General features: G+C 72.6%; 16 protein-coding genes. 10 read left to right on the forward strand and 6 right to left on the reverse strand.

Annotated features, from left to right (window positions below; genetic code table 11):
- Window positions 1-29 precede the first annotated feature (29 nt).
- The 5 genes from IE98_RS0135355 to IE98_RS0135375 form a co-directional block, all read right to left on the reverse strand.
- Entirely contained in the window at window positions 30-635 is a 606-nt protein-coding gene (locus tag IE98_RS0135355; protein WP_030275924.1) for a response regulator transcription factor, read from the reverse strand.
- The gene (locus IE98_RS0135360) at window positions 632-1873 is read right to left on the reverse strand and encodes a sensor histidine kinase (RefSeq protein WP_043175886.1); all 1242 of its coding nucleotides are present in this window, start codon (window positions 1871-1873) and stop codon (window positions 632-634) included. The genes IE98_RS0135355 and IE98_RS0135360 overlap by 4 nt, the downstream gene beginning before the upstream one ends.
- 8 nt (window positions 1874-1881) lie before the next feature.
- A complete protein-coding gene (locus tag IE98_RS0135365) occupies window positions 1882-2604 on the reverse strand; it encodes an ABC transporter permease (protein WP_030275929.1) in 723 nt (240 codons plus the stop codon).
- Complete coding sequence (locus tag IE98_RS0135370; RefSeq protein ID WP_043175873.1) at window positions 2601-3569, reverse strand: ABC transporter ATP-binding protein; 969 nt, start codon at window positions 3567-3569, stop codon at window positions 2601-2603. The genes IE98_RS0135365 and IE98_RS0135370 overlap by 4 nt, the downstream gene beginning before the upstream one ends.
- A 128-nt stretch (window positions 3570-3697) precedes the next feature.
- Window positions 3698-5818: a S9 family peptidase gene (locus IE98_RS0135375; protein ID WP_030275933.1), complete on the reverse strand. Its 2121-nt coding sequence runs from the start codon at window positions 5816-5818 to the stop codon at window positions 3698-3700.
- A 299-nt stretch (window positions 5819-6117) separates the two neighbouring features.
- Here IE98_RS0135375 and IE98_RS0135380 point away from each other — a divergent pair, with 299 nt between their 5' ends.
- The 10 genes from IE98_RS0135380 (at window position 6118) to IE98_RS0135425 (ending at window position 19183) form a co-directional block, all read left to right on the forward strand.
- A complete protein-coding gene (locus tag IE98_RS0135380; RefSeq protein WP_030275935.1) occupies window positions 6118-6312 on the forward strand; it encodes a DUF2304 family protein in 195 nt (64 codons plus the stop codon).
- A 28-nt stretch (window positions 6313-6340) separates the two neighbouring features.
- Window positions 6341-7228 (forward strand): N-acetyl-1-D-myo-inositol-2-amino-2-deoxy-alpha-D-glucopyranoside deacetylase, encoded by an 888-nt coding sequence (gene mshB / locus IE98_RS0135385; protein ID WP_030275937.1) that lies wholly within the window; start codon window positions 6341-6343, stop codon window positions 7226-7228.
- A complete protein-coding gene (locus tag IE98_RS0135390; RefSeq protein WP_063749059.1) occupies window positions 7225-7680 on the forward strand; it encodes a DUF6113 family protein in 456 nt (151 codons plus the stop codon). The genes mshB and IE98_RS0135390 overlap by 4 nt, the downstream gene beginning before the upstream one ends.
- A gap of 324 nt (window positions 7681-8004) precedes the next feature.
- Entirely contained in the window at window positions 8005-10410 is a 2406-nt protein-coding gene (locus tag IE98_RS0135395; protein ID WP_030275942.1) for a peptidoglycan binding domain-containing protein, read from the forward strand.
- A 286-nt stretch (window positions 10411-10696) separates the two neighbouring features.
- Complete coding sequence (locus IE98_RS0135400; RefSeq protein WP_052391414.1) at window positions 10697-12412, forward strand: ABC transporter family substrate-binding protein; 1716 nt, start codon at window positions 10697-10699, stop codon at window positions 12410-12412.
- A gap of 488 nt (window positions 12413-12900) precedes the next feature.
- Window positions 12901-13944 carry an ABC transporter permease gene (locus IE98_RS0135405; protein WP_030275945.1) on the forward strand — a complete coding sequence of 348 codons (1044 nt, stop codon included), beginning with the start codon at window positions 12901-12903 and terminating at the stop codon, window positions 13942-13944.
- A 104-nt stretch (window positions 13945-14048) separates the two neighbouring features.
- Entirely contained in the window at window positions 14049-15818 is a 1770-nt protein-coding gene (locus IE98_RS0135410; protein ID WP_043175874.1) for an ABC transporter substrate-binding protein, read from the forward strand.
- Window positions 15819-15957: 139 nt separating this feature from the next.
- Window positions 15958-16944, forward strand: coding sequence for an ABC transporter permease (locus IE98_RS0135415; protein WP_030275949.1), 987 nt, complete (start codon window positions 15958-15960; stop codon window positions 16942-16944).
- Window positions 16945-17007: 63 nt separating this feature from the next.
- The gene (locus IE98_RS0135420) at window positions 17008-18078 is read left to right on the forward strand and encodes an ABC transporter ATP-binding protein (protein WP_030275951.1); all 1071 of its coding nucleotides are present in this window, start codon (window positions 17008-17010) and stop codon (window positions 18076-18078) included.
- Between the two features lie 19 nt (window positions 18079-18097).
- Window positions 18098-19183 carry an ABC transporter ATP-binding protein gene (locus IE98_RS0135425; RefSeq protein ID WP_030275952.1) on the forward strand — a complete coding sequence of 362 codons (1086 nt, stop codon included), beginning with the start codon at window positions 18098-18100 and terminating at the stop codon, window positions 19181-19183.
- Window positions 19184-19249: 66 nt separating this feature from the next.
- Here IE98_RS0135425 and IE98_RS0135430 read toward each other — a convergent pair.
- Window positions 19250-19711 (reverse strand): oligopeptide/dipeptide ABC transporter ATP-binding protein (locus IE98_RS0135430; protein ID WP_199923015.1); only part of this gene is annotated, 462 nt, incomplete at its 5' end.

Consider the following 19711-nt stretch of genomic DNA (forward strand, 5'->3'; position numbering starts at 1 on the left):
GGCCGCCCGCCTCCTGGGCGGGCCGGCGGTCAGAGCCAGCCCTTCTCCTTCGCGACCCGCACCGCCTCCGTGCGGTTGCGGGCGCCGGTCTTCTGGATCGCCATCGACAGGTAGTTGCGGACGGTGCCCTCGGACAGGTGCAGCCGCCGCGCGATGTCGGCGTTGACCGAGCCGTCGGCCGCGGCCGCCAGCACGTCCAGCTCCCGCCCGGTCAGCGGGTTGGCGCCCTCGGCGAGCGCGGCGGCGGCCAGCGTCGGGTCGATCACCCGCTCGCCGCGCAGCACCCGGCGGATCGCCTCGGCCAGCTCGGCCGCCGGGGCGTCCTTGACCAGGAAGGCGTCCGCCCCGGACTCCATCGCCCGGCGCAGGTAGCCCGGCCGACCGAAGGTGGTGGCGATCACCACCTTGGTGCCGGGGCGGGTCCGGCGCAGCTCCCCCGCCGCCTCGATGCCGGTCATCCCGGGCATCTCGATGTCCAGCACGGCCACGTCCACGTCGTGGGCGGCGGCCGCGTCCACGACCTCGTCCCCCCGCCCGACCTGGGCGACCACGTCGATGTCCCCTTCGAGTCCCAGCAGGGCGGCGAGGGCCTCCCGCACCATCCCCTGGTCCTCGGCCAGCAGCACGCGAATCATTCGCGCACACTATCGGTCGCCGCGGCCGCCGGGACGGCCCTCAGCGGGACGCGGGCGCGGAGCCGGAAGCCGCGGCCGTGCGGGCCGGGGCCGGTCTCCAGCCGGCCGTCGACCAGGGCGAGGCGCTCGCCGAGGCCGGACAGCCCGTTGCCGGGGGACGACTTGCCGGGGCCGCGGCCGTTGTCGGTGACCTCCAGCACGGCGTAGCGCCGGCCGTCGTCCTCCCAGGTCTCGTCCACGGCGACGGTGCAGACGGTGGCGTCGGTGCCGTGCCGGACGATGTTGGTGACCGCCTCGCGCAGCGCCCAGGCGAGCGCGCCGGCCTCCTCGCCGTCCAGGCCGGGCCGGGCGTCGGTGAGACCGGGGGCGGCCTCCAGGGCGATCCGTGCAGTGCTGAGCGCGGTGCGGGCCGCGGCGAGCTCGACCGGCAGGGTGGGCCGGCGGAAGCCGCTGACCGCCTCCCGGACGTCGACCAGCGACTGCCGGGCGACGCTCTCGATGTCGGCGACCTGGCTGCGGGCCTGCTCCTGCTTGCCTGCGTCCATGAAGCGTCCGGCGAGCTCGCTCTTGATGGTGATCAGCGAGAGCGAGTGGCCGAGCAGGTCGTGCAGGTCGCGGGCGAGCCGCAGCCGTTCCTCGGACGCGGCGAGGTGGGCCACCGCGGCCCGGGCCTCGCGCAGCTCCTGCATGGTGGAGATCAGCCGCTGCAGGCCGGTCATCGCGAGGCCGGAGAGGAAGCACGGCACCACGATCGCGACCAGGGTGTCCCGGTCGGCCTGCACCAGCAGGCCGACCAGCAGGGCGGCCGCGGTGGCGGCGGCGACCCCGCCCACGCTGTACCGGGTCGGCACCACGACGGCGATGCAGACCGAGGCGTAGGTGAACAGGGTCAGCCAGGCCTCCCCCAGCACGAACGGGGTGACCAGGGCCAGCACGACCATCACCGCGACCAGCGCGTAGTGCCCGGACCAGGTGCCCGGCCGGATCGAGCGGAAGGCCACCAGCGACAGGTAGCAGGCCAGGTAGACGCCGAGCGCCGCCCAGCCGAACACCGTCGCCGCGGTGCCGTGGTGCCCGTCCAGCAGGTCCTTCACCGGGTAGACGAGGTAGATCGCCCACAGCGACATCCAGCAGAGCTTCACCAGCAGCTGCCGTCGGCTCTCCACCTTCGCGCCGGGGATGTTCCGGAAGGAGGTGCCGGGCTCCGCCGGGCCTGCGTGCGTGTCCTGGTCGACCATGCCGGCCATCATGCCGCGCGGGTGTCCCGGCGGTACAGGAAGGCCGCCGCCGCGACGAACAGGGCCAGGAAGCCGGCCAGGCCGGCCACCGCGACGGTGTCCAGGCCCTGACCGGGCTGCACGAAGGCGGCCAGCCGGTTGTAGAGGTAGACGGGGTCGAAGCGGGCGAAGACCACCAGCGAGTCGCCGACCGGGAACCAGGTGCCGCCGAACAGCGCCATCAGCATGTAGACGATCATCACGATCGGCTGCACCGCGTCCGGCGCCGCCGCGTAGCCGAGCGCCACGCCCAGCGCGGCGAAGACGAAGCTGCCGAGCCACAGCACCGCCGCGAGGCCCAGCCAGCCGCCCGCCGACAGCTGCACGCCCTCGACCGCGCCGATCGCGAAGACCACCAGGATCGCCGGCAGCGTGGTCACCGCGCAGGCGGCGATCTTGCCGACCGTGTACGCCCGCCCGGGCAGCGCGGTCAGCCGCAGCTGCCGCACCCAGCCGCTGCGCCGCTCCAGCGAGATCCGCTGCGCCGAGCCGGTCAGCACCGCGCCGACCGCGCCGAAGGTGGCCATCGACACCATGAAGTACGACTTCGCCGGGACGCCGCCCGCCACGTCGCCGCCGCTGTAGGCGCTGATGAAGAAGACGTACAGCAGCGCCGGGTAGAGCACCGTGAACATCAGGTACCGCTTGTTGCGCAGGGTGCGCAGGATCTCCAGCCGGATCAGGGTGGTCATCGCGCGATCTCCTTCGCGGGCGCCGCGGCCGCCTCGTCTGCGGCGGCCTGCTCGGTGATGGTCAGGAAGGCCTGCTCCAGGCCGAGGCCGGTGACCTCCAGGCCGCGCGGGTACAGCCCGGCGCGGTAGAGGGCGGCGACGCAGGCGTCCGCGTCGGTGGCGCGGATCCGCACGGTGCGCACCCCGCCGGCCCGCCCGCCGACCTCCAGGCCGGCGACGCCGGGCAGGGCGCGCAGCAGGGCCTCGTCGGCCTCGCCGTCGCCGGGGTGCAGTTCGAAGCCGACCCGGCGGGCACCGGCCCGGGCCTTGATCTCGGCGGAGGTGCCGTCGGCGATCAGCCGCCCCTTGTGCAGCACCAGCACCCGGTCGGCGACCGAGTCGGCCTCCTCCAGGTAGTGGGTGGCGAAGAGCACGGTGCGGCCGGCCGCGGCCTGGGCCCGCGTGGCGGCCCAGAAGGCCTGCCGGACGGAGACGTCCATGCCGGTGGTGGGCTCGTCGAGGACGATCAGGTCGTTGGCGCCGGCCACCGCGAGGGCGAAGCGGACGCGCTGCTCCTGGCCGCCGGAGAGCTTGTCGACCCGGCGGTCGGCGATCTCGGTGATGCCGGCCTCGGCGAGCACCGCGTCCACCGCGTGCCCGCGGGGGTGGATGCTGCAGGCGAGGGCCACCAGTTCGCGGACCTTGACCTCGGTCATCAGGCCGCCGCTCTGCAGCATGGCGCCGACCCGGCCGGCCTCGATCGCGGCCCGCGGCGGCCCGCCGAACAGCTCGACGCTGCCCGCGTCCGGTTCGCGCAGGCCCAGCAGCAGGTCGAGGCTGCTGGACTTGCCCGCGCCGTTCGGCCCGAGCAGCGCGACCGTCTCGCCCGGCCGCAGGACGAGGTCCAGCCCGTCCACCGCCGTGACGCGGCCGTAGCGCTTGCTGACGTTCCGGAAGGCCGCGACCTCCCCCGTACCCGTACCCATCCGTCCGCCGTCCTTCCGACGCCTTCTTCACCGACACCGTCAGGCTCGCGCGGAAGGGGGTGCGGGCGGCAGTGCGGGCCGTCGTGTCCTCGGCATGACGGATGTCATGCCGAGGACGGCGGCGCCGGTCAGAGCCCCAGCGAGCGCTTCAGGAAGTCGACCTGGAGCAGCAGCAGGTTCTCCGCGACCTGCTCCTGCGGGGTCATGTGGGTGACCCCGGAGAGCGGCAGCACGGTGTGCGGCCGGCCGGCGGCGAGCAGCGCGGAGGAGAGCCGCAGGGTGTGCGCGGCGACGACGTTGTCGTCGGCCAGCCCGTGCACGATCATCAGCGGCCGCTCCAGCTTGTGCGCGTCCGCGGTCAGCGAGTTGGCGTCGTACACCTCGGGCTGCTGCTCGGGGTGGCCGAGGTAGCGCTCGGTGTAGTGGGTGTCGTAGAGCCGCCAGTCGGTGACGGGCGCGCCGGCGACGGCCGCATGGAAGACGTCCGGGCGGCGCAGGACGGCCAGGGCGGAGAGGTAGCCGCCGTAGGACCAGCCGCGGATCGCGACCCGGCCGAGGTCGAGCGGGAACTCCTCGGCGAGCGCGTGCAGGGCGTGCACCTGGTCGTCGAGGGTGACGCCGGCGAAGTCGTGCCGGATCGACTTCTCCCAGTCGGGGCTGCGGCCGGGGGTGCCGCGGCCGTCCGCGACCACCACGGCGAAGCCCTGGTCGGCGAACCACTGCGAGGTCAGGTGCGGGTTGTGCGCCTGCACGACGCGCTGGCCGTGCGGCCCGCCGTACGGGTCCATGAGGACGGGCAGCGGCCCGTCCCGCTCGGGGTCGTGACCGGTGGGCAGCAGCACGGCGGCGGGGATCCGCCGGGTGCCGGCGAAGCGGAAGGCGGGGCGGGCGGTGAGCAGCGGCGTCTCGGCGTACGAGGCGACGGTGGCCACGGCGGCGCCGTCCCGCAGCACCTGCACGCGGGTGCCGGGGCGGTCCGGGGAGGCGCTGGAGAGCACGGTGGTGCCGCCGGCGTGGACGGCGGCCGAGGCTCCGTCGCCGTCCGGCCCGAACGGGGCGACGCCGTCCGCGCCGGCCCGGAAGAGGCCCGTCCAGCCGGGCGGGCGGCCGCTGCCGGAGACGCCCTCGGAGGCGGTGAAGAGCACCTGGTCGTCGCCGACCGCGAAGACCGAACGGACGTGCAGCGCGTCGTCGGTGACGGCCTGTTCGCCGATCAGCAGGACGCGGGCGCCGCCGGCGTCGGAGATCCGCACCAGTCGGCCGTCCGGGGTCCAGGCGGGGACGCCGTCGAAGAGCTCCAGCCAGGCGCCGTCCTCCTCCTCGACGAGCAGGGCAGTGCTGCCGTCGGCGGTGTCGACCGTCCGGATCTGCTGGCTGCGCTGGTCGCGGGCCTGGACGAGCAGCAGCGGGGCGCCGCCGGCCGACCAGTGCACCCGGGCCAGGTAGGGGAACACCTCGCGGTCCCAGACCACTTCGGTGCGGGTGCCGTCGAGGTCGACCAGCCAGAGTCCGACCTCGGCGTTGGGCGTGCCGGCGGCCGGGTAGGCGACCTCGGCGGGGGCGGTGGCGGGGTTCGCCGGGTCGGCGATCCACCAGCGCCGGACGGGCGCGTCGTCGACCCGGGCGACGAGCAGCCGGCGGCTGTCCGGCGACCACCAGAAGCCGCGGTCGCGGCCCATCTCCTCCTGGGCGGCGAACTCGGCCTGGCCCCAGGCGACTCCGTCGGCGCCGGACTCGGCGAGGGCCCGGTCGCCGCCGCCGTCGGTGCGGGTGACGCGCAGCGCCCCGGCGGTGGTGGCGTAGGCGACGTGGCTGCCGTCGGGGGCCGGCCGCGGGTCCAGCAGCGGGCCCTCGGCGGGCAGTTCGCGGGCGGTGCCGGCGGCGAGGTCGGCGGCGAAGAGCCGGCCGGAGAGGGCGAAGGCGGCGAGCGTGCCGGTGGCGTCGAGGGCGTAGCCGACGATGCCGGCCGAGCCTTCGCGGCTGCGCTCGCGGCGGGCCTTCTCGGCGGCCGAGAGGTGTTCCTCGCCGCCGCCGAGCAGGGCGGCCGGGTCGGCGGCGACCTGCTCGGCACCGGTGGCGGGGTCGAGGGTCCAGAGGCTGTTGGCGCGGTCGCGGCCGGAGCCGGAGCGCAGGAAGACGACCCGGCCGCCGTCGGGTGCGACGGCGAAGGAGCGGGGCGCGCCGACGGTGTAGCGCAGGGTCCGCGCGTACTGCCGGGGGAAGGTGTCCGCAGGGTTCTCGGTGGTCATGGCACCCGACCCTACGGCCTGCCCGCGCGGGTGATCACTCGTTCGGAGCAGCCCCGGGCAACCGCCCCCGACGGGCCCACGGCCCGTGTCCCAGCGGCCGTTCGGCCGTCCGGAGCACCCCCGCGCCACGCTCGCCCACCTCACGGTACGTAATACGGGGGTCACCGATCGGGTATGTGTTGCTCATCGCGATACGGAGCCGGACCGTCCCGTTCCCTCCCGGTTCCGGATCGAGAGTCCGTCCCGCACGACCCGCCGCCCGCCCGGGGCGGCGCACCCGAGAAGGGGTGTGAGCCCTCATGGCTTTGTCCGTCTCCGCAGCCGTGCTGATGCTGGTCATCGTGGTGGTCCTGGTCCGCCGGTCCGGCCTGAAACTGGCGCACGCGATCATCTGCGCGCTCCTCGGCTTCTACCTCGCCTCCACCTCGATCGCCCCGTCGATCCAGGAGGTCACCAGCAACGTGGCAGGGATGATCAATGGCCTGAAGCTCTGACGGACCGGCGGTCGCTAGGCTGGCGGCCATGACCGCAGCCTCCGACCGCCCGCCCCGCCGCCTGCTCCTGGTGCACGCGCACCCCGACGACGAGTCGATCGGCAACGGAGCCACCATGGCGCGGTACGCCGCCGAGGGTGCCCTGGTCACGCTGGTGACCTGCACCCTCGGCGAGGGCGGTGAGGTGATCCCGCCCGAGTCGGCCCACCTGACGGCCGATCGGGACGGCACCCTCGGCGAGCACCGGATCGGCGAGCTGTCCGCGGCGATGCGCGCGGTCGGCGTCGCCGACTTCCGCTTCCTCGGCGGCCCGGGCCGCTACCGCGACTCCGGGATGATGGGCGTCTCCGACAACGACCGGCCGGACTCCTTCTGGCGGGCCGACCTGGACGAGGCCGCCGACCACCTGGTGGCGGTGGTCCGCGAGGTCCGGCCGCAGGTGCTGGTCACCTACGACGAGAACGGCGGCTACGGCCACCCCGACCACATCCAGGCGCACCGGGTGGCCCTGCGGGCGTACGAGCTGGCCGCGGACCCGGCGCACCGCCCGGAGCTCGGTGCGGCCTGGCGGATCGCCAAGGTGTACTACAACCGGATGCCGCGGTCGGTGATCGAGCGGGGACTGGCGGAGACGGCCGGCGCCGCGGCCTTCCCCGGCACCGCCTCGACGGGCGACGTGCCCGGCGTGGTGGACGACGCGGTGGTGACGACGGTGCTGGACGGGGCGGCGTACGCCGGGGCGAAGGCGGCCGCGATGCGGGCGCACGCCACCCAGATCACCGTGACCGAGCCGTACTTCGCGCTCAGCAACGACCTGGGGCAGCCGCTGGTGGCCACCGAGTACTACCAGCTGGTGCACGGCGAGCCGGGCGCGGACCTGCCGGAGACGGACCTCTTCGCGGGGGTGACGCCGTGAAGCCGCTGCAGGTGCTGCTGGGCACCCGGTCGGAGCGCCTGGCCGAGTCGCCGCCGTCGCGCGGCTTCCGGGTGGCGGCCTACACGGTGCTGTTCTTCGTGGGGGCCGCGGTCTCGTTGTGCGGAGCGTTCGTGCAGGCCCTGTGGCCCCCGTTCGGCGTGCTGCTGGCGCTGGCCGCGACGGGCGGGCTGTTCTACGGCGGGCTGCGGCTGACGGGCACGAAGCTCGGTGCGGGCATCCCGCTGGCCGGCTGGTTCGCCGTGCTGATGGTCATGATGGCGCCCCGCCCGGAGGGCGACTTCGTCCTGGCGGCCGGTCTGACCTCGTACCTCTACCTGTTCGTCGGCGCGGTCGCGGGTGTCGTCTGCGCGACGCTGCCCACCACCGCGACCTTCGGATTCGGCGCGGTCGGCGGCGACCGGCAACGTCCCGTCAGGGACCCGCACGCATAGCCCGATAGCGGAATTATCGGACATATCGGGATCCTTCCGATCCGGGTCCCCGCCCGGCGCTTCCCAGTATGGTGGTGCCGGTGCGGGTGCCTCCGGTCCTATCGGCCCGGGGAACGACGGCCCCGGATGCCTCGGACGCAGGGCGGGAAGGTACCTTCAGCCCCAGTCGCGTGGCGGCGGCGCCGTCTCAGCCAACACGTGAAGAAGCTGGTGTCGGAGGGTCCGTCCGGTCCGCAGCGCGGTGCCGCACCGCACGCGGGGGGACGTCCCACTACCCGCGGCCGCCGCCCGTCGGCGCTGCCGCGAACCCGGAGCAGAGCAGCATTGAGCAGCCGCGAATCTGACAGCGCGTACCCGCCGCCCCGCGGGGCCACCCCCGGCCGCCGCACCGCGGACGGGGCTGACGCCTACCCCTCCGGCACCCCGCCGTACGGCACCGGACTGCCGGGCGCCGCGGCGTTCGCCCACGGCCGCAGCGACGATCCCTTCGGCACCGCGACCCAGGGCGCCGGCCTCGGCGGCCAGGAGGCCGCGGCCGACGACGTGCCCAAGACCGAGACCACCCTGACCACCCGGGTGCGGATCAACATCCCCGGCTCCCGGCCGATCCCGCCGGTCGTGGTGCGCAGCCCCGTCAAGAACGAGGAGCCCGGGCCCGGACCGGGCGCGCCCGGCCGGCGCACCGAGGGCAGCGGCTCGCCGGTCCTCGGCGTGATGGACGCCGGGACCGCGCAGGCCCCGGTCGACCTGTCGCCGGAGCGGCAGGAGGGCGGCCCCGCCGGCGGCCAGGGCCGTCCCGACGGCGCCAGCGAGTCGGAGTCGACCGGCGCCTGGTTCCGTCCGCGGCAGAAGTCCCGCGGCGACGGCGCCCCGGACGGGGCCCCGCAGCCGGCCCCGCAGACCGCCCAGGCCTCGGCGCAGGCCACCCCCCGGACCGCTCCGCAGGGGGCCCCGCGCCCCGCCGCGGGCGCACCCCGGCCCGCCCCTCAGGGTGGTCCGCAGGCGACCACCCCCGGCCCGCGCGGCCCGGTGCCGGGTGAGCGGCGCGGTGCGCCGCGGCCCACCGGTACCCCCGCCTCGCCGTTCGCAGGCGGCCCCGAGGGCGGCGCCCCGCAGGACCCCTTCGCGGCACCGCAGGACCCGTTCGCCGCACCGCCGCAGGCCCGTCCGGACGCCGGCGGCGGGCAGCGCCCGGCCGGCCGCTTCGCCGCGGACCCGTTCGCCGGGCCCGCGCAGGGCGCCCCGGGTGCCCCGGGCGCCGAGCCGCGTCGCGCGCCCGCCGATCCGTTCGGTCCCGCCCCGGTGCAGGAGAACCCGTTCCGCACCGGCCCGGCCGACCCGTTCGCCGCGGGCCGGGCGGCCGGTGCCGCACAGCCCGAGCCCGAGGACACCCAGGTCGGCGGTTTCGAGCCGATCCGTGACGACGCCCACCCGGGCGGTTCGATACCCGGTGTGCCGACCGCCAGCCTCTTCGGCTCGGCTCCCCCGGCTGCCGACCCGTTCGCCGGTCCGGCGGACCCCTTCGCCGCTCCCGGCGCAGCTCCAGCCGGCGGCCCCTTCGCCGCCCCCGCGGACCCGTTCGCGCCCGGGTCGGCCCCGGCCGCGGCCGACCCGTTCGGCGGTCCGTACGGCGGTGCGCCCGCGCAGGCCGATCCGTTCGGCGGTCCGTTCGGCGGCGCCGCTCCCGACCGGGGGCGCCCCGCCCCCGCCGCCGCGGAGCCCGCGCCCGCCCCGGCACCCGAGCCGGCGCCCCCGAAGGCCGAGTCCGCCGAGCCCGCGCCGAAGAGGCGCGGCAAGGCCCGCAAGCTGGCCGGTTACGCCGTCGGCGGCCTGATCTTCGCCGGCGCCGCCGCGTACGGCACCGGCCTGATGCTCAACCAGGCGGACATCCCCAAGGGCACCACCGTGCTCGGCACCGACATCGGCGGCGACACCCGCGACCAGGCGGTGAGCGCGCTCGACGAGTCGGTGGCCAAGACCGGCAAGGAGCCGATCAAGCTCAAGCTGGGCAGCCAGGCGCTGACCCTGGACCCGGCGACCGCCGGTCTGAGCTTCGACACCACGGGCACCGTCGACGGCCTGACCAAGCACAGCTACAACCCGGTCGAGGTGATCGGTTCGCTGGCGGGCGGCTCGAAGGCGGTCGCGCCGGAGGTGAAGGTCGACCAGTCGAAGCTCAAGGCGGCGCTGGACGAGCTGGCGGCGAAGTCCGGCCAGGGCCTCAAGGAGGGCTACGTCCGTTTCACGGAGACCGGCCAGACCGAGGTCGTCCCCGGCAAGCCCGGCCAGGGCCTGGACTCGGCGGCCGCCGCGGCCCAGGTCGAGCAGGCGTACCGCAACCGCGCGGCGGGCCTGCCCGAGGAGGATGTCGCGCTGACGCTGACCGCGGCCAAGCCGAAGGTCGGCGAGGACGCGCTCAAGGCGGCCGCGGCCTCGCTCGGCAAGCAGGTCCTCAACGGCAACGTGACGCTGAAGGCCGGCAAGCTGAAGTGGGACTTCGGCAAGCTGACGGCCAGCCGGGCGCTGACCCTGGCCCCGGACGCCTCCGGCAAGGTCGTCCTCACCTGGGACCTGGACAAGCTGGACGCCGCGCTGAACGGCGTCTTCGACAAGGCCAAGACCCGCAAGAACGGGGCGCTCGCCCCGATCACGCCGCAGGACGTCGCGGACGGCATCGCCTCGGTGCTCGACAAGAGCGGCAGGGACCGGGTGTTCACCTTCCCGGCCTGATCCACGTCCCCGCGTCCGGACGACCCGCGCACGGCTCAGGAGGCCGGGCCCGTCGGCACCCGCCGACCGGGCCCGGCCTCCGCCGCGTTCTGGCGGTTACTCGCCAGTGGCGGGGCAAAACCGGGCAAGACACCCGTCCGGGCCGCCTCCCGCCCCGCGTTACCAATCCTTGATCGGGACCCGGTCGACAATGCGCGCACCCGGTCAGCAGGATGTGCCCCCAGCCGAGCCGCCCCAACCCGCGCAGACGGCCACCCCCGCCGCACCGCTCCGCTGGGAGACCCTCGTGACCAGACCCAGGTTCCCGCTCGCCCTGACCGCGTCGGCGGCCGCCCTGGCGCTCGCCCTCTGCTCCTGCGCGAGCAGCGGCGATCCGCAGGCCGGATCCGACGGCGCCGCCCGGGTCGACGGCGGGACGCAGCGGATGACGCTGTCCGCCACCAACCCGCGGCCGCGGACGGCGCTGAAGAAGGGCGGCACCCTGCAGTGGGCGGTGGACCGCCTGCCCGCCCAGTGGAACCCGCTGCACGTGGACGGCGCCGAGCCGGCCACCACGGCGGTCATGAAGGCCCTGCTGCCGAGCTTCTGGCACTCCGACGCCGGTGGCACCCAGACGCCCAACAAGGCGTTCCTGCTGGACGCGGCGAGCGCGACCGACGGCGGCCGGCAGACGGTCACCTGGACGCTCAACCCCAAGGCGCACTGGTCCGACGGCACCCCGATCACCTGGCGCGACCTCGCCGCCACCTGGCGGGCGCTGAACGGCACCGACCCGAACTACCGCACGGCCTCCGCGGCGGGCTTCGACCGCGTCGAGTCGGTCGCCCGCGGCAAGGACGACTTCCAGGCCGTCATGGTCTTCCGCACCCGGTTCTCCGAGTGGCAGTCGATGTTCAACAACGCCTCGGACACCCCGCTGCTGCCCGCCCGGTACGCCGGCACCGCCGAGCAGTTCAACACCGGCTGGGCGGACCGCATCCCGGCCACCGCGGGCCCGTTCCGGCCCGCCGGGATCGACCGCGCCAAGGGCACGGTCACCCTGGAGGCCGACCCGGGCTGGTGGGGCGAGAAGCCGATGCTGGACCGGATCGTGTTCCGCGCGATGGAGCCGGGCGCTATGGCGGACGCCTTCGCCCGGGGCGGCGTGGACTACTTCGACATCGGCCCGGACGCGGCGGCCTACCGCCGCGCCGCGGCCGTCGGCGACGGCGAGATCCGCAAGGCCGGCGGCCCCAACGTCCGCGCCCTGGCGCTGAACGGCCGCAGCCCGCAGCTGACCGACCCCGCGGTGCGGCGGGCCGTGCTGCGGGCGATCGACCGGGAGTCCATCGCCCGCACCGGCCTCAAGGGCCTCGACTGGGCGTACACCCCGATGAACAACCACTTCCTGGTGCCCGGGCAGAACGGCTACCGCGACAACTCGGCCGGGCTGAGCCAGTACGACGTGGACACCGCGGACGCCGAGCTCGACAAGGCCGGCTGGGACCGGCCGGGCTTCGGGATGCGCAGCAAGGACGGCAAGCCGCTGACGCTCCGTCTGGTGGTGCCGCAGACCGGCCAGACGGCGGACGCTGAGAGCACGCAGGTGCTGGAGATGCTGGCGCTCGCGGGCATCCAGGTCACGGTGCAGAAGGTGCCGAACGCCGACTTCCTCGCGAAGTACGTGAACCGGCACGACTTCGACCTCACCCTGCTCGACATCACGGGGACCCCCTTCCCGGCGACCTCGTTGGCCAGTACCTTCCAGCAGGGGGCGGGCGGGAACGTCTCCCAGGTGGGCAGTGAGGCGCTCGACGCGGCCATCGCTGACGCCGCGTCGGGCGAGACCGCCAAGGAGGGCTACGAGGCCATCAACCGGGCCGACGAACAGGCGTGGCAGGTGGCCGGCCTCATCCCGCTGTACCAGCGGCCGGCGATCTACGCGGCGCGGCGGGCGGTCGCCAACCTGGGCGCGCCCGGACTGTCCGATCCGGTCTACGAGGACATCGGCTTCCAGAAGTAGCCGCGAAGAATGCACGGCGAATACTCGCCAGTGGCGTGAATTTGCCATCCAAGAGCGGGGGCGAATTGCTCGACGGCGCGCTCCGGGCATGCCCAAATATTCGGCCCGTCTACCGCAAAACACTAGTGTCCGATTATCGGACGGCACAACACCGTCGACAATTCGCCCGACAATGGCCAAAACGGACAACGAGTCTACGCGCATCGACCGTTGGCATCGAAGGATTCGGCGTCCACATAGCGGATGCCACCCCGGCACGTTACGGACGCGTGAACGCGCTATACCGCCGTATGTCCGCTTTTGACCGTCTCACGGAGAGCATGTCAAGCGATTCCGCACTACGAAGTGGTGGACATTGCAGCACGAAGCAAGAAATGGGCGTCCGCGAAGTGAGGAACTCTTGACGTTCGATTAACGACTTGCAAGAGTCCGTGCATCCAACTTTTTCTCCTTGCTGCACACAGACCACGGTCGGGAGCTTTAGCACCATGACGACGCCAACCGGGGCCACGACGGACGACGACAGCGTTCTGGTCGGGTCCACGTCGGACCTCGACGCCACCAGCACGGCCGACGCTCCGTCAGATCCTGGCTTCCGGGGCCTCTCCCCGGGCAAGCTCATGTGGCGGCGCTTCCTGCGCGACCGCACCGGCGTGGTCAGCGGCGTGATCGTGCTGGCCTTCGTGGTGATCGCCCTCCTCGCCCCCGTCATCTCGATGGTCTACGGCAAGGACCCGGTCACCCACTACGGCCAGAACACGCCCGACCTGCTGACCGACTCCGGTCTGCCGACGGGCCCCAACGGCGGTATGAGCGGCGACTTCTGGTTCGGCCTCGAGCCCGGCCTGGGCCGCGACCTGTTCACCCTGCTGATCTACGGCATCCGCACCTCGCTGCTGATCGCCTTCGCGGTCTCCCTGCTCACCACCGTCATCGGTGTGGCGCTGGGCATCGCGGCCGGTTACCTCGGCGGCAAGACGGACTACCTGATCGGCCGGGTCATCGACGTCCTGATGTCCTTCCCGTCGCAGATCTTCCTGATCGCCACCATGCCGGTGGTCAGCGGCCTGCTGGTCGCCAACAACGAGGCGCAGCCGACCTGGCTGTCCTTCACCGCGGTGACGATCGTCCTCTCGCTGCTCGGCTGGATGTCGCTGGCCCGCATCCTGCGTGCCACCACCCTGTCGCTGCGCGAGCGCGAGTTCGTCGAGGCGGCGAAGGTGACCGGCGCCTCGCCGGCGCGGATCATCTTCAAGGAGCTCCTCCCCAACCTGTGGACGCCGATCCTGGTGCAGTCGACGCTGGCGCTCCCCGCCTTCGTCACGGCCGAGGCCGGCCTGTCCTACCTGGGCGTCGGTGTCACCGAGCCCACCCCCGACTGGGGCCGCATGATCGCCGACGCGGCCCAGTACCTGCGAACCGACATCACCTTCCTGATCTTCCCGGGTCTGGCGATGGTGCTGTTCGTCCTCGCGTTCAACCTGCTCGGCGACTCCGTCCGGGACGCATTCGACCCGAAGGCCAACCGCTGACCCCACCAGCGGGCACCGAGCAGCCCCAAAGACTCCGGGGGGATGGGCACCCCAGCCCCGGGCACCCAACTGAAATGCAGACACCTTCCACAGGCAGGATGAAGATGAACGCTCGCAAGTCGCGGCGGCTCGCCGCCGCCATCATGGTGGCCGGGGCCCTGACCGTCACCACCGCGTGCTCCAGCGGCCACTCCAACAGCGACGGTGCCGGCTCCGGCGCCTCCAAGGAGCCGGTGAAGGCCGCCAGCATCTCGGTCGGCACGGCCGAGGACTCCAAGGGCCCTGCGGCCGCGGAGCCGAACGCGAAGAAGGGCGGCACGGTCAACATGATCGACCGCGACGACTTCTCGCACCTCGACCCGGCGCAGATCTACCTGAACTACAACAGCGAGGTCTCGCTGCTGCTCACCCGTCAGCTGACGGGCTACAAGTACCTGCCGGACGGCACCCAGAAGCTGGTCGGCGACCTCGCCACCGACACGGGCACCACCACCGACGGCGGCAAGACCTGGAAGTTCACGCTGAAGGACGGCGTGAAGTGGCAGGACGGCACCCCGATCACCTCGGCCGACGTCAAGTACTCGATCGAGCGCACCTTCGCCTCCTTCGTGAAGTCGGGCCCGACCTACGTCCAGACCTGGCTCGCCGGTGACAAGTACCGCGAGGCGTACGCCGGTCCGTACGACGGCAAGAGCCTGGACGCGGTGCAGGCGCCCGACGCCAAGACCGTCGTCTTCACCTTCAAGGACGCCCACCCGGACGCCAACTTCACCCTGGCGATGACCGGCTACGGCGTGGTGCCGAAGGCCCAGGACACCAAGGACGCCTACGACAAGAAGCCGTTCTCCTCGGGCCCGTACCAGATCGTCGAGCACGTCACCGACAAGTCGCTCGACCTGGTCCGCAACCCCAACTGGGACCCGGCCACCGACCCGATCCGGAACGCCTACCCGGACAAGTGGCACATGGAGTTCGGCGTCCAGGCGCAGCAGTCCACCGAGCGCTTCATGGCGGACAACGGTGCCGACAAGCTCGCCTTCAGCTTCCACAACCAGGTCCACCCCAGCTTCATCGACCAGGTGAAGGCCGACGAGAAGCTCAAGCCCCGCACGCTCGAGGGCCTGTCGCCGTACGTCGACTACTACTTCATCAACAACACCCGCATCAAGGACCAGAAGGTCCGCGAGGCGCTCATCCGGGCCTTCCCGCACCAGCAGACCCGTCAGCTCCAGGGCGGCACCAGCTACGGCGACTACGCCACCACCTACATGAGCCCGACCGTCCTGGGCTACGAGAAGAGCGACGTCTACGACACGCTCAAGAAGCCGCAGGGTGACCCGGAGGCGGCCAAGAAGCTGCTGACCGAGGCCAACGCGATGGGTCAGACCATCGTCTACGCGTACAACAACACCCCGCTGCAGCAGAAGGTCACCGAGGCGATCCGCGTCGCCCTGGAGGCGGCCGGCTTCAAGTTCGTTCCGAAGCCGCTCGACGCCAAGACCTACTACGACGCCATCGGCCTCACCAACAACGAGTACGACCTGTACTGGGGCGGCTGGGGCGCCGACTGGCCGACCGGCTACACCTCGCTGCAGCCGGTGTGGGACGGCCGCGCGATCGCGGACGGTGCCTCCAACTACGCGCACCTGAACGACCCGGAGGTCAACTCCGCGATCGACGCCGCGGTCAAGATCGCCGACCCGGTCGAGCAGGGCAAGGCGTGGGCGGCCCTGGACAAGAAGCTCCAGCAGAAGGCCGTGTCCATCCCGGACGTCTACCAGCGCTCGCTGAGCCTGTACGGCTCCGGCCTGGGCGGCGTGAAGTACGACACGCTGTTCGGTCTGCAGTCGCCGCTGAACATCTACGTCAAGTAGTCACCGGCACCACGCAGTAGCCGCGGTGGGGCACCGGCCGAACGGTCGGTGCCCCACCGGTCGGCCCCCCTCAGCCCTACCTCGCCCCTGCAAGCCACCGCACCCGCAGCCGGCGCCCCGATCAGGAGAGCCCGACCCCATGCTCCGATTCCTAGTCCGCCGATCCCTCGGCGCCCTCGTCATCCTGCTGATCATCAGCATGATCACCTTCGCGCTCTTCTTCGCCATCCCGGCGGACCCGGCGCGGCTGTACTGCGGCAAGGTCTGTTCACCCGAGAACCTCGTCCTGATCAAGCACAGCATGGGACTGGACCAGTCCGTCCCCATGCAGTACTGGAACTGGCTGTCGGGCATCTTCGTGGGCCACACGTACCCCGGCGGTGACGTCCCGCACTGTGACGCGCCGTGCTTCGGCTGGTCCTTCGTCAAGAAGGACATGGTCCTCGACACCCTGATGGACCGCTTCCCGACCACGCTGTCGCTGACCGTCGGCTCGGCCGTGGTCTTCCTGGTCTTCGGCATCGGCACCGGCATGCTGGCCGCCCACAAGCAGGGCAAGGCGGCGGACAAGATCGCCAGTGCCGCTTCGCTGGTGGCCACCTCGATGCAGATCTACGTCGCAGGCCCGCTGGCCCTCTGGGCGCTGGTCTACAGCACCGACCTGCTGGACCTGCCCACCTACGTGCCGATCACCGAGGACCCGATCGGCTGGTTCACCGGCCTGCTCGTCCCGTGGATCGTGCTCTCGCTGATCTGGACGGCCAACTACACCCGTATGACCCGCTCCTCGATGGTGGAGCAGCTCACCGAGGACTACGTCCGCACCGCCCGGGCCAAGGGCATGTCCGGCACCTCGGTCTTCATGCGGTACGCCTGGCGCGGCGCGATGGGCACCATCGTCACCGTCTTCGGCATCGACCTGGGCGTCCTGCTCGGCGGCGCGATCATCACGGAGAGCACGTTCGGCCTGCACGGCCTCGGTGAGCTCGCGATCCGGTCGTTCATCGACTCCGACCTGTCGATGCTGGTCGGCGTGACCATGGTGGCCGCCACCTTCATCGTGATCTTCAACATCGTGGTCGACGCCGTCTACGCCCTGATCGACCCGCGCATCCGCCTGGCCTGACGGCCGCACCCCTGGCCGCAACCGCAGTTCCCACCTCACGTACCGCACCGAGGAGCCCAGTCCATGACCACCCAGGCCAAGCCCGAGGAGGCGGCCGCCGGCGGCGGCAGCAGCACCGCCTTCCTCTCAGTCCGCGACCTCTCGGTCCGCTTCAGCACCGAGGACGGCGTGGTCCGGGCCGTGGACAACCTCTCCTTCGACGTGGAGCCGGGCACCACCCTCGGCATCGTCGGTGAGTCCGGGTCCGGCAAGTCCGTCACCAACCTGGCGATCCTCGGCCTCCACAACCCGGAGAAGACCGAGATCAGCGGCTCGATCAAGCTGGCCGGCCAGGAGCTGGTGGGCGCGCCCACCAGGGAGCTGGAGAAGCTCCGCGGCAAGACGATGTCGATGATCTTCCAGGACCCGCTGACCGCCCTGTCGCCGTTCCACACGATCGGCAAGCAGATCGGCGAGACCTACCGCAAGCACACCGGCGCCTCCAAGAAGGAGGCCCGGGACCGGGCGATCGAGATGCTGACCAAGGTCGGCATCCCGCAGCCGAACGTGCGCGTGGACGACTACCCGCACCAGTTCTCCGGCGGCATGCGCCAGCGCGCGATGATCGCGATGTCGCTGGTCTGCAACCCGAAGCTGGTCATCGCGGACGAGCCGACCACCGCGCTGGACGTCACCGTGCAGGCGCAGATCCTCGACCTGCTGAAGGACCTGCAGCAGGAGATGGGCACCGCCATCATCCTGATCACCCACGACCTCGGCGTGGTCGCCAACACCGCGCAGAAGATCATGGTGATGTACGCGGGCCGCGCGGTGGAGCGGGGCACGGTGCGCGAGGTCCTCAAGACCCCGCAGCACCCGTACACCTGGGGTCTGCTCTCCTCGATGCCGAACCTCACCGGCCCGGTCGACGTCCCGCTGCGGCCGGTCCGGGGCACCCCGCCGAGCCTGATCCACCTGCCGTCCGGTTGCCCGTTCAACCCGCGCTGCGACTTCCGCGAGAAGGTCGTCGGCGGCGGCTGCACCACCGAGCGCCCGGCCCTCCTCCCGGAGGCCGGCCACGCCACCGCCTGCCACCTGACGGCGGCCCAGAAGCAGGACATCTTCATCGATCAGATCCAGCCGCGGCTCGGCTGACAGGACGGGCAGAGACACCATGAGCAACGAGCTGACCCTCGACAAGTCCGCGTCGGGCACCCCGGCCTCGACCGACCCGCTGCTGAGCATCTCCGGGCTGCAGAAGCACTTCCCGGTGATGGACGGCTTCCTGTTCAAGCGCAAGGTGGGCGCCGTCCACGCGGTCGACGGCATCGACCTGACCGTGCACGCCGGCGAGTCGGTCGGCCTGGTCGGCGAGTCCGGCTGCGGCAAGTCGACCACCGGCCGGCTGGTCACCCGCCTGCTGGAGCCCACCGCCGGTTCGATCTCCTACGCGGGCCGCGACATCACGCACGCCTCGCGCAAGGAGCTCGCGCCGATCCGGTCCGAGATCCAGATGATCTTCCAGGACCCGTACTCCTCGCTGAACCCGCGGCACACCGTCGGTTCGATCATCTCCGCACCGATGGAGATCAACGGGATCAACCCGCCCGGCGGCATCCAGCGGCGCGTCCAGGAGCTGCTGGAGACGGTCGGCCTCAACCCGGAGCACTACAACCGCTTCCCGCACGAGTTCTCCGGCGGTCAGCGCCAGCGCATCGGCGTCGCCCGCGCGCTGTCGCTGAACCCGAAGCTGATCGTGGCCGACGAGCCGGTCTCCGCGCTGGACGTCTCCATCCAGGCCCAGGTCGTCAACCTGCTGCAGCAGCTGCAGAAGGACCTCGGCATCGCGTTCCTGTTCATCGCCCACGACCTCGCCGTCGTGCGGCACTTCTCGCAGCGCGTCGCGGTGATGTACCTCGGCAAGATCGTCGAGGTCGCCGACCGCCAGTCGCTGTACGAGGCGCCGCGGCACCCGTACACCCACGCCCTGCTCTCCGCCGTGCCGGAGCCGGACCCGGACGACGCCCGTGAGCGGATCCGCCTGGTCGGCGACGTCCCGTCGCCGATCAACCCGCCGTCGGGCTGCCGCTTCCGCACCCGGTGCTGGAAGGCGCAGGACAAGTGCGCGACCGAGGAGCCGCCGCTGGTGCAGCTCTCCGGCAGCCGCGAGGGCCACCTGACGGCCTGCCACTTCCCCGAGGAGGGCACCACCCTCGCCGCCGACGTCCCGGCACAGCGGGAGACGGCCAAGGAGCTCTGACAGTCCCGCAGCGACGGCGAAGGGCCCCTCCACCGCGGTGGAGGGGCCCTTCGCCGTCGTCCGCCGTCACACCGGCGGGGGCGGGGGCGGCGGCCCGTCCTGCCCGGTGCCCCCGGTGCCCGTCCCGCCCTCGGTCGCGCCCGGCCCGGTGCCCCGGGTGTCCGGGTCCTGGTGCACGGCGTCCGGGCCCGCCGTGTCCCGCTCCACGATGTCCTGGTCCGACGCGTCGCGCTCCGAGGCGAAGTGACACGCGGACTCGTGCGCGGCCCATCCCTCCAGCCACGGGCGGACGACGAGCAGCGGGACCTCGACCGCGCACTTCTCCTGCGCCTTCCAGCAGCGGGTGCGGAAGCGGCAGCCGGACGGCGGGTTCGCCGGCGAGGGCACGTCGCCGGTGAGGACGATCCGGTCCCGGTCGTCGCGGGCGGACGGGTCGGGCACCGGGACGGCCGAGAGCAGCGCCTGGGTGTACGGGTGGGTGGCGTGCTCGTAGATCTCCTCGTCGGAGCCGATCTCGACCATCCGGCC

This window comes from Streptomyces sp. NRRL B-24484, from assembly GCF_000717715.1.
Lineage (GTDB): Bacteria > Actinomycetota > Actinomycetes > Streptomycetales > Streptomycetaceae > Kitasatospora.

Coding starts and splice junctions, on each gene's coding strand:
- IE98_RS0135355 (WP_030275924.1), bottom strand. CDS start 635: ATGATTCGCGTGCTGCTGGCCGAGGACCAGGGGATGGTGCGGGAGGCC.
- IE98_RS0135360 (WP_043175886.1), bottom strand. CDS start 1,873: ATGGTCGACCAGGACACGCACGCAGGCCCGGCGGAGCCCGGCACCTCC.
- IE98_RS0135365 (WP_030275929.1), bottom strand. CDS start 2,604: ATGACCACCCTGATCCGGCTGGAGATCCTGCGCACCCTGCGCAACAAG.
- IE98_RS0135370 (WP_043175873.1), bottom strand. CDS start 3,569: ATGGGTACGGGTACGGGGGAGGTCGCGGCCTTCCGGAACGTCAGCAAG.
- IE98_RS0135375 (WP_030275933.1), bottom strand. CDS start 5,818: ATGACCACCGAGAACCCTGCGGACACCTTCCCCCGGCAGTACGCGCGG.
- IE98_RS0135380 (WP_030275935.1), top strand. CDS start 6,118: ATGGCTTTGTCCGTCTCCGCAGCCGTGCTGATGCTGGTCATCGTGGTG.
- mshB (WP_030275937.1), top strand. CDS start 6,341: ATGACCGCAGCCTCCGACCGCCCGCCCCGCCGCCTGCTCCTGGTGCAC.
- IE98_RS0135405 (WP_030275945.1), top strand. CDS start 12,901: ATGACGACGCCAACCGGGGCCACGACGGACGACGACAGCGTTCTGGTC.
- IE98_RS0135410 (WP_043175874.1), top strand. CDS start 14,049: ATGAACGCTCGCAAGTCGCGGCGGCTCGCCGCCGCCATCATGGTGGCC.
- IE98_RS0135415 (WP_030275949.1), top strand. CDS start 15,958: ATGCTCCGATTCCTAGTCCGCCGATCCCTCGGCGCCCTCGTCATCCTG.
- IE98_RS0135420 (WP_030275951.1), top strand. CDS start 17,008: ATGACCACCCAGGCCAAGCCCGAGGAGGCGGCCGCCGGCGGCGGCAGC.
- IE98_RS0135425 (WP_030275952.1), top strand. CDS start 18,098: ATGAGCAACGAGCTGACCCTCGACAAGTCCGCGTCGGGCACCCCGGCC.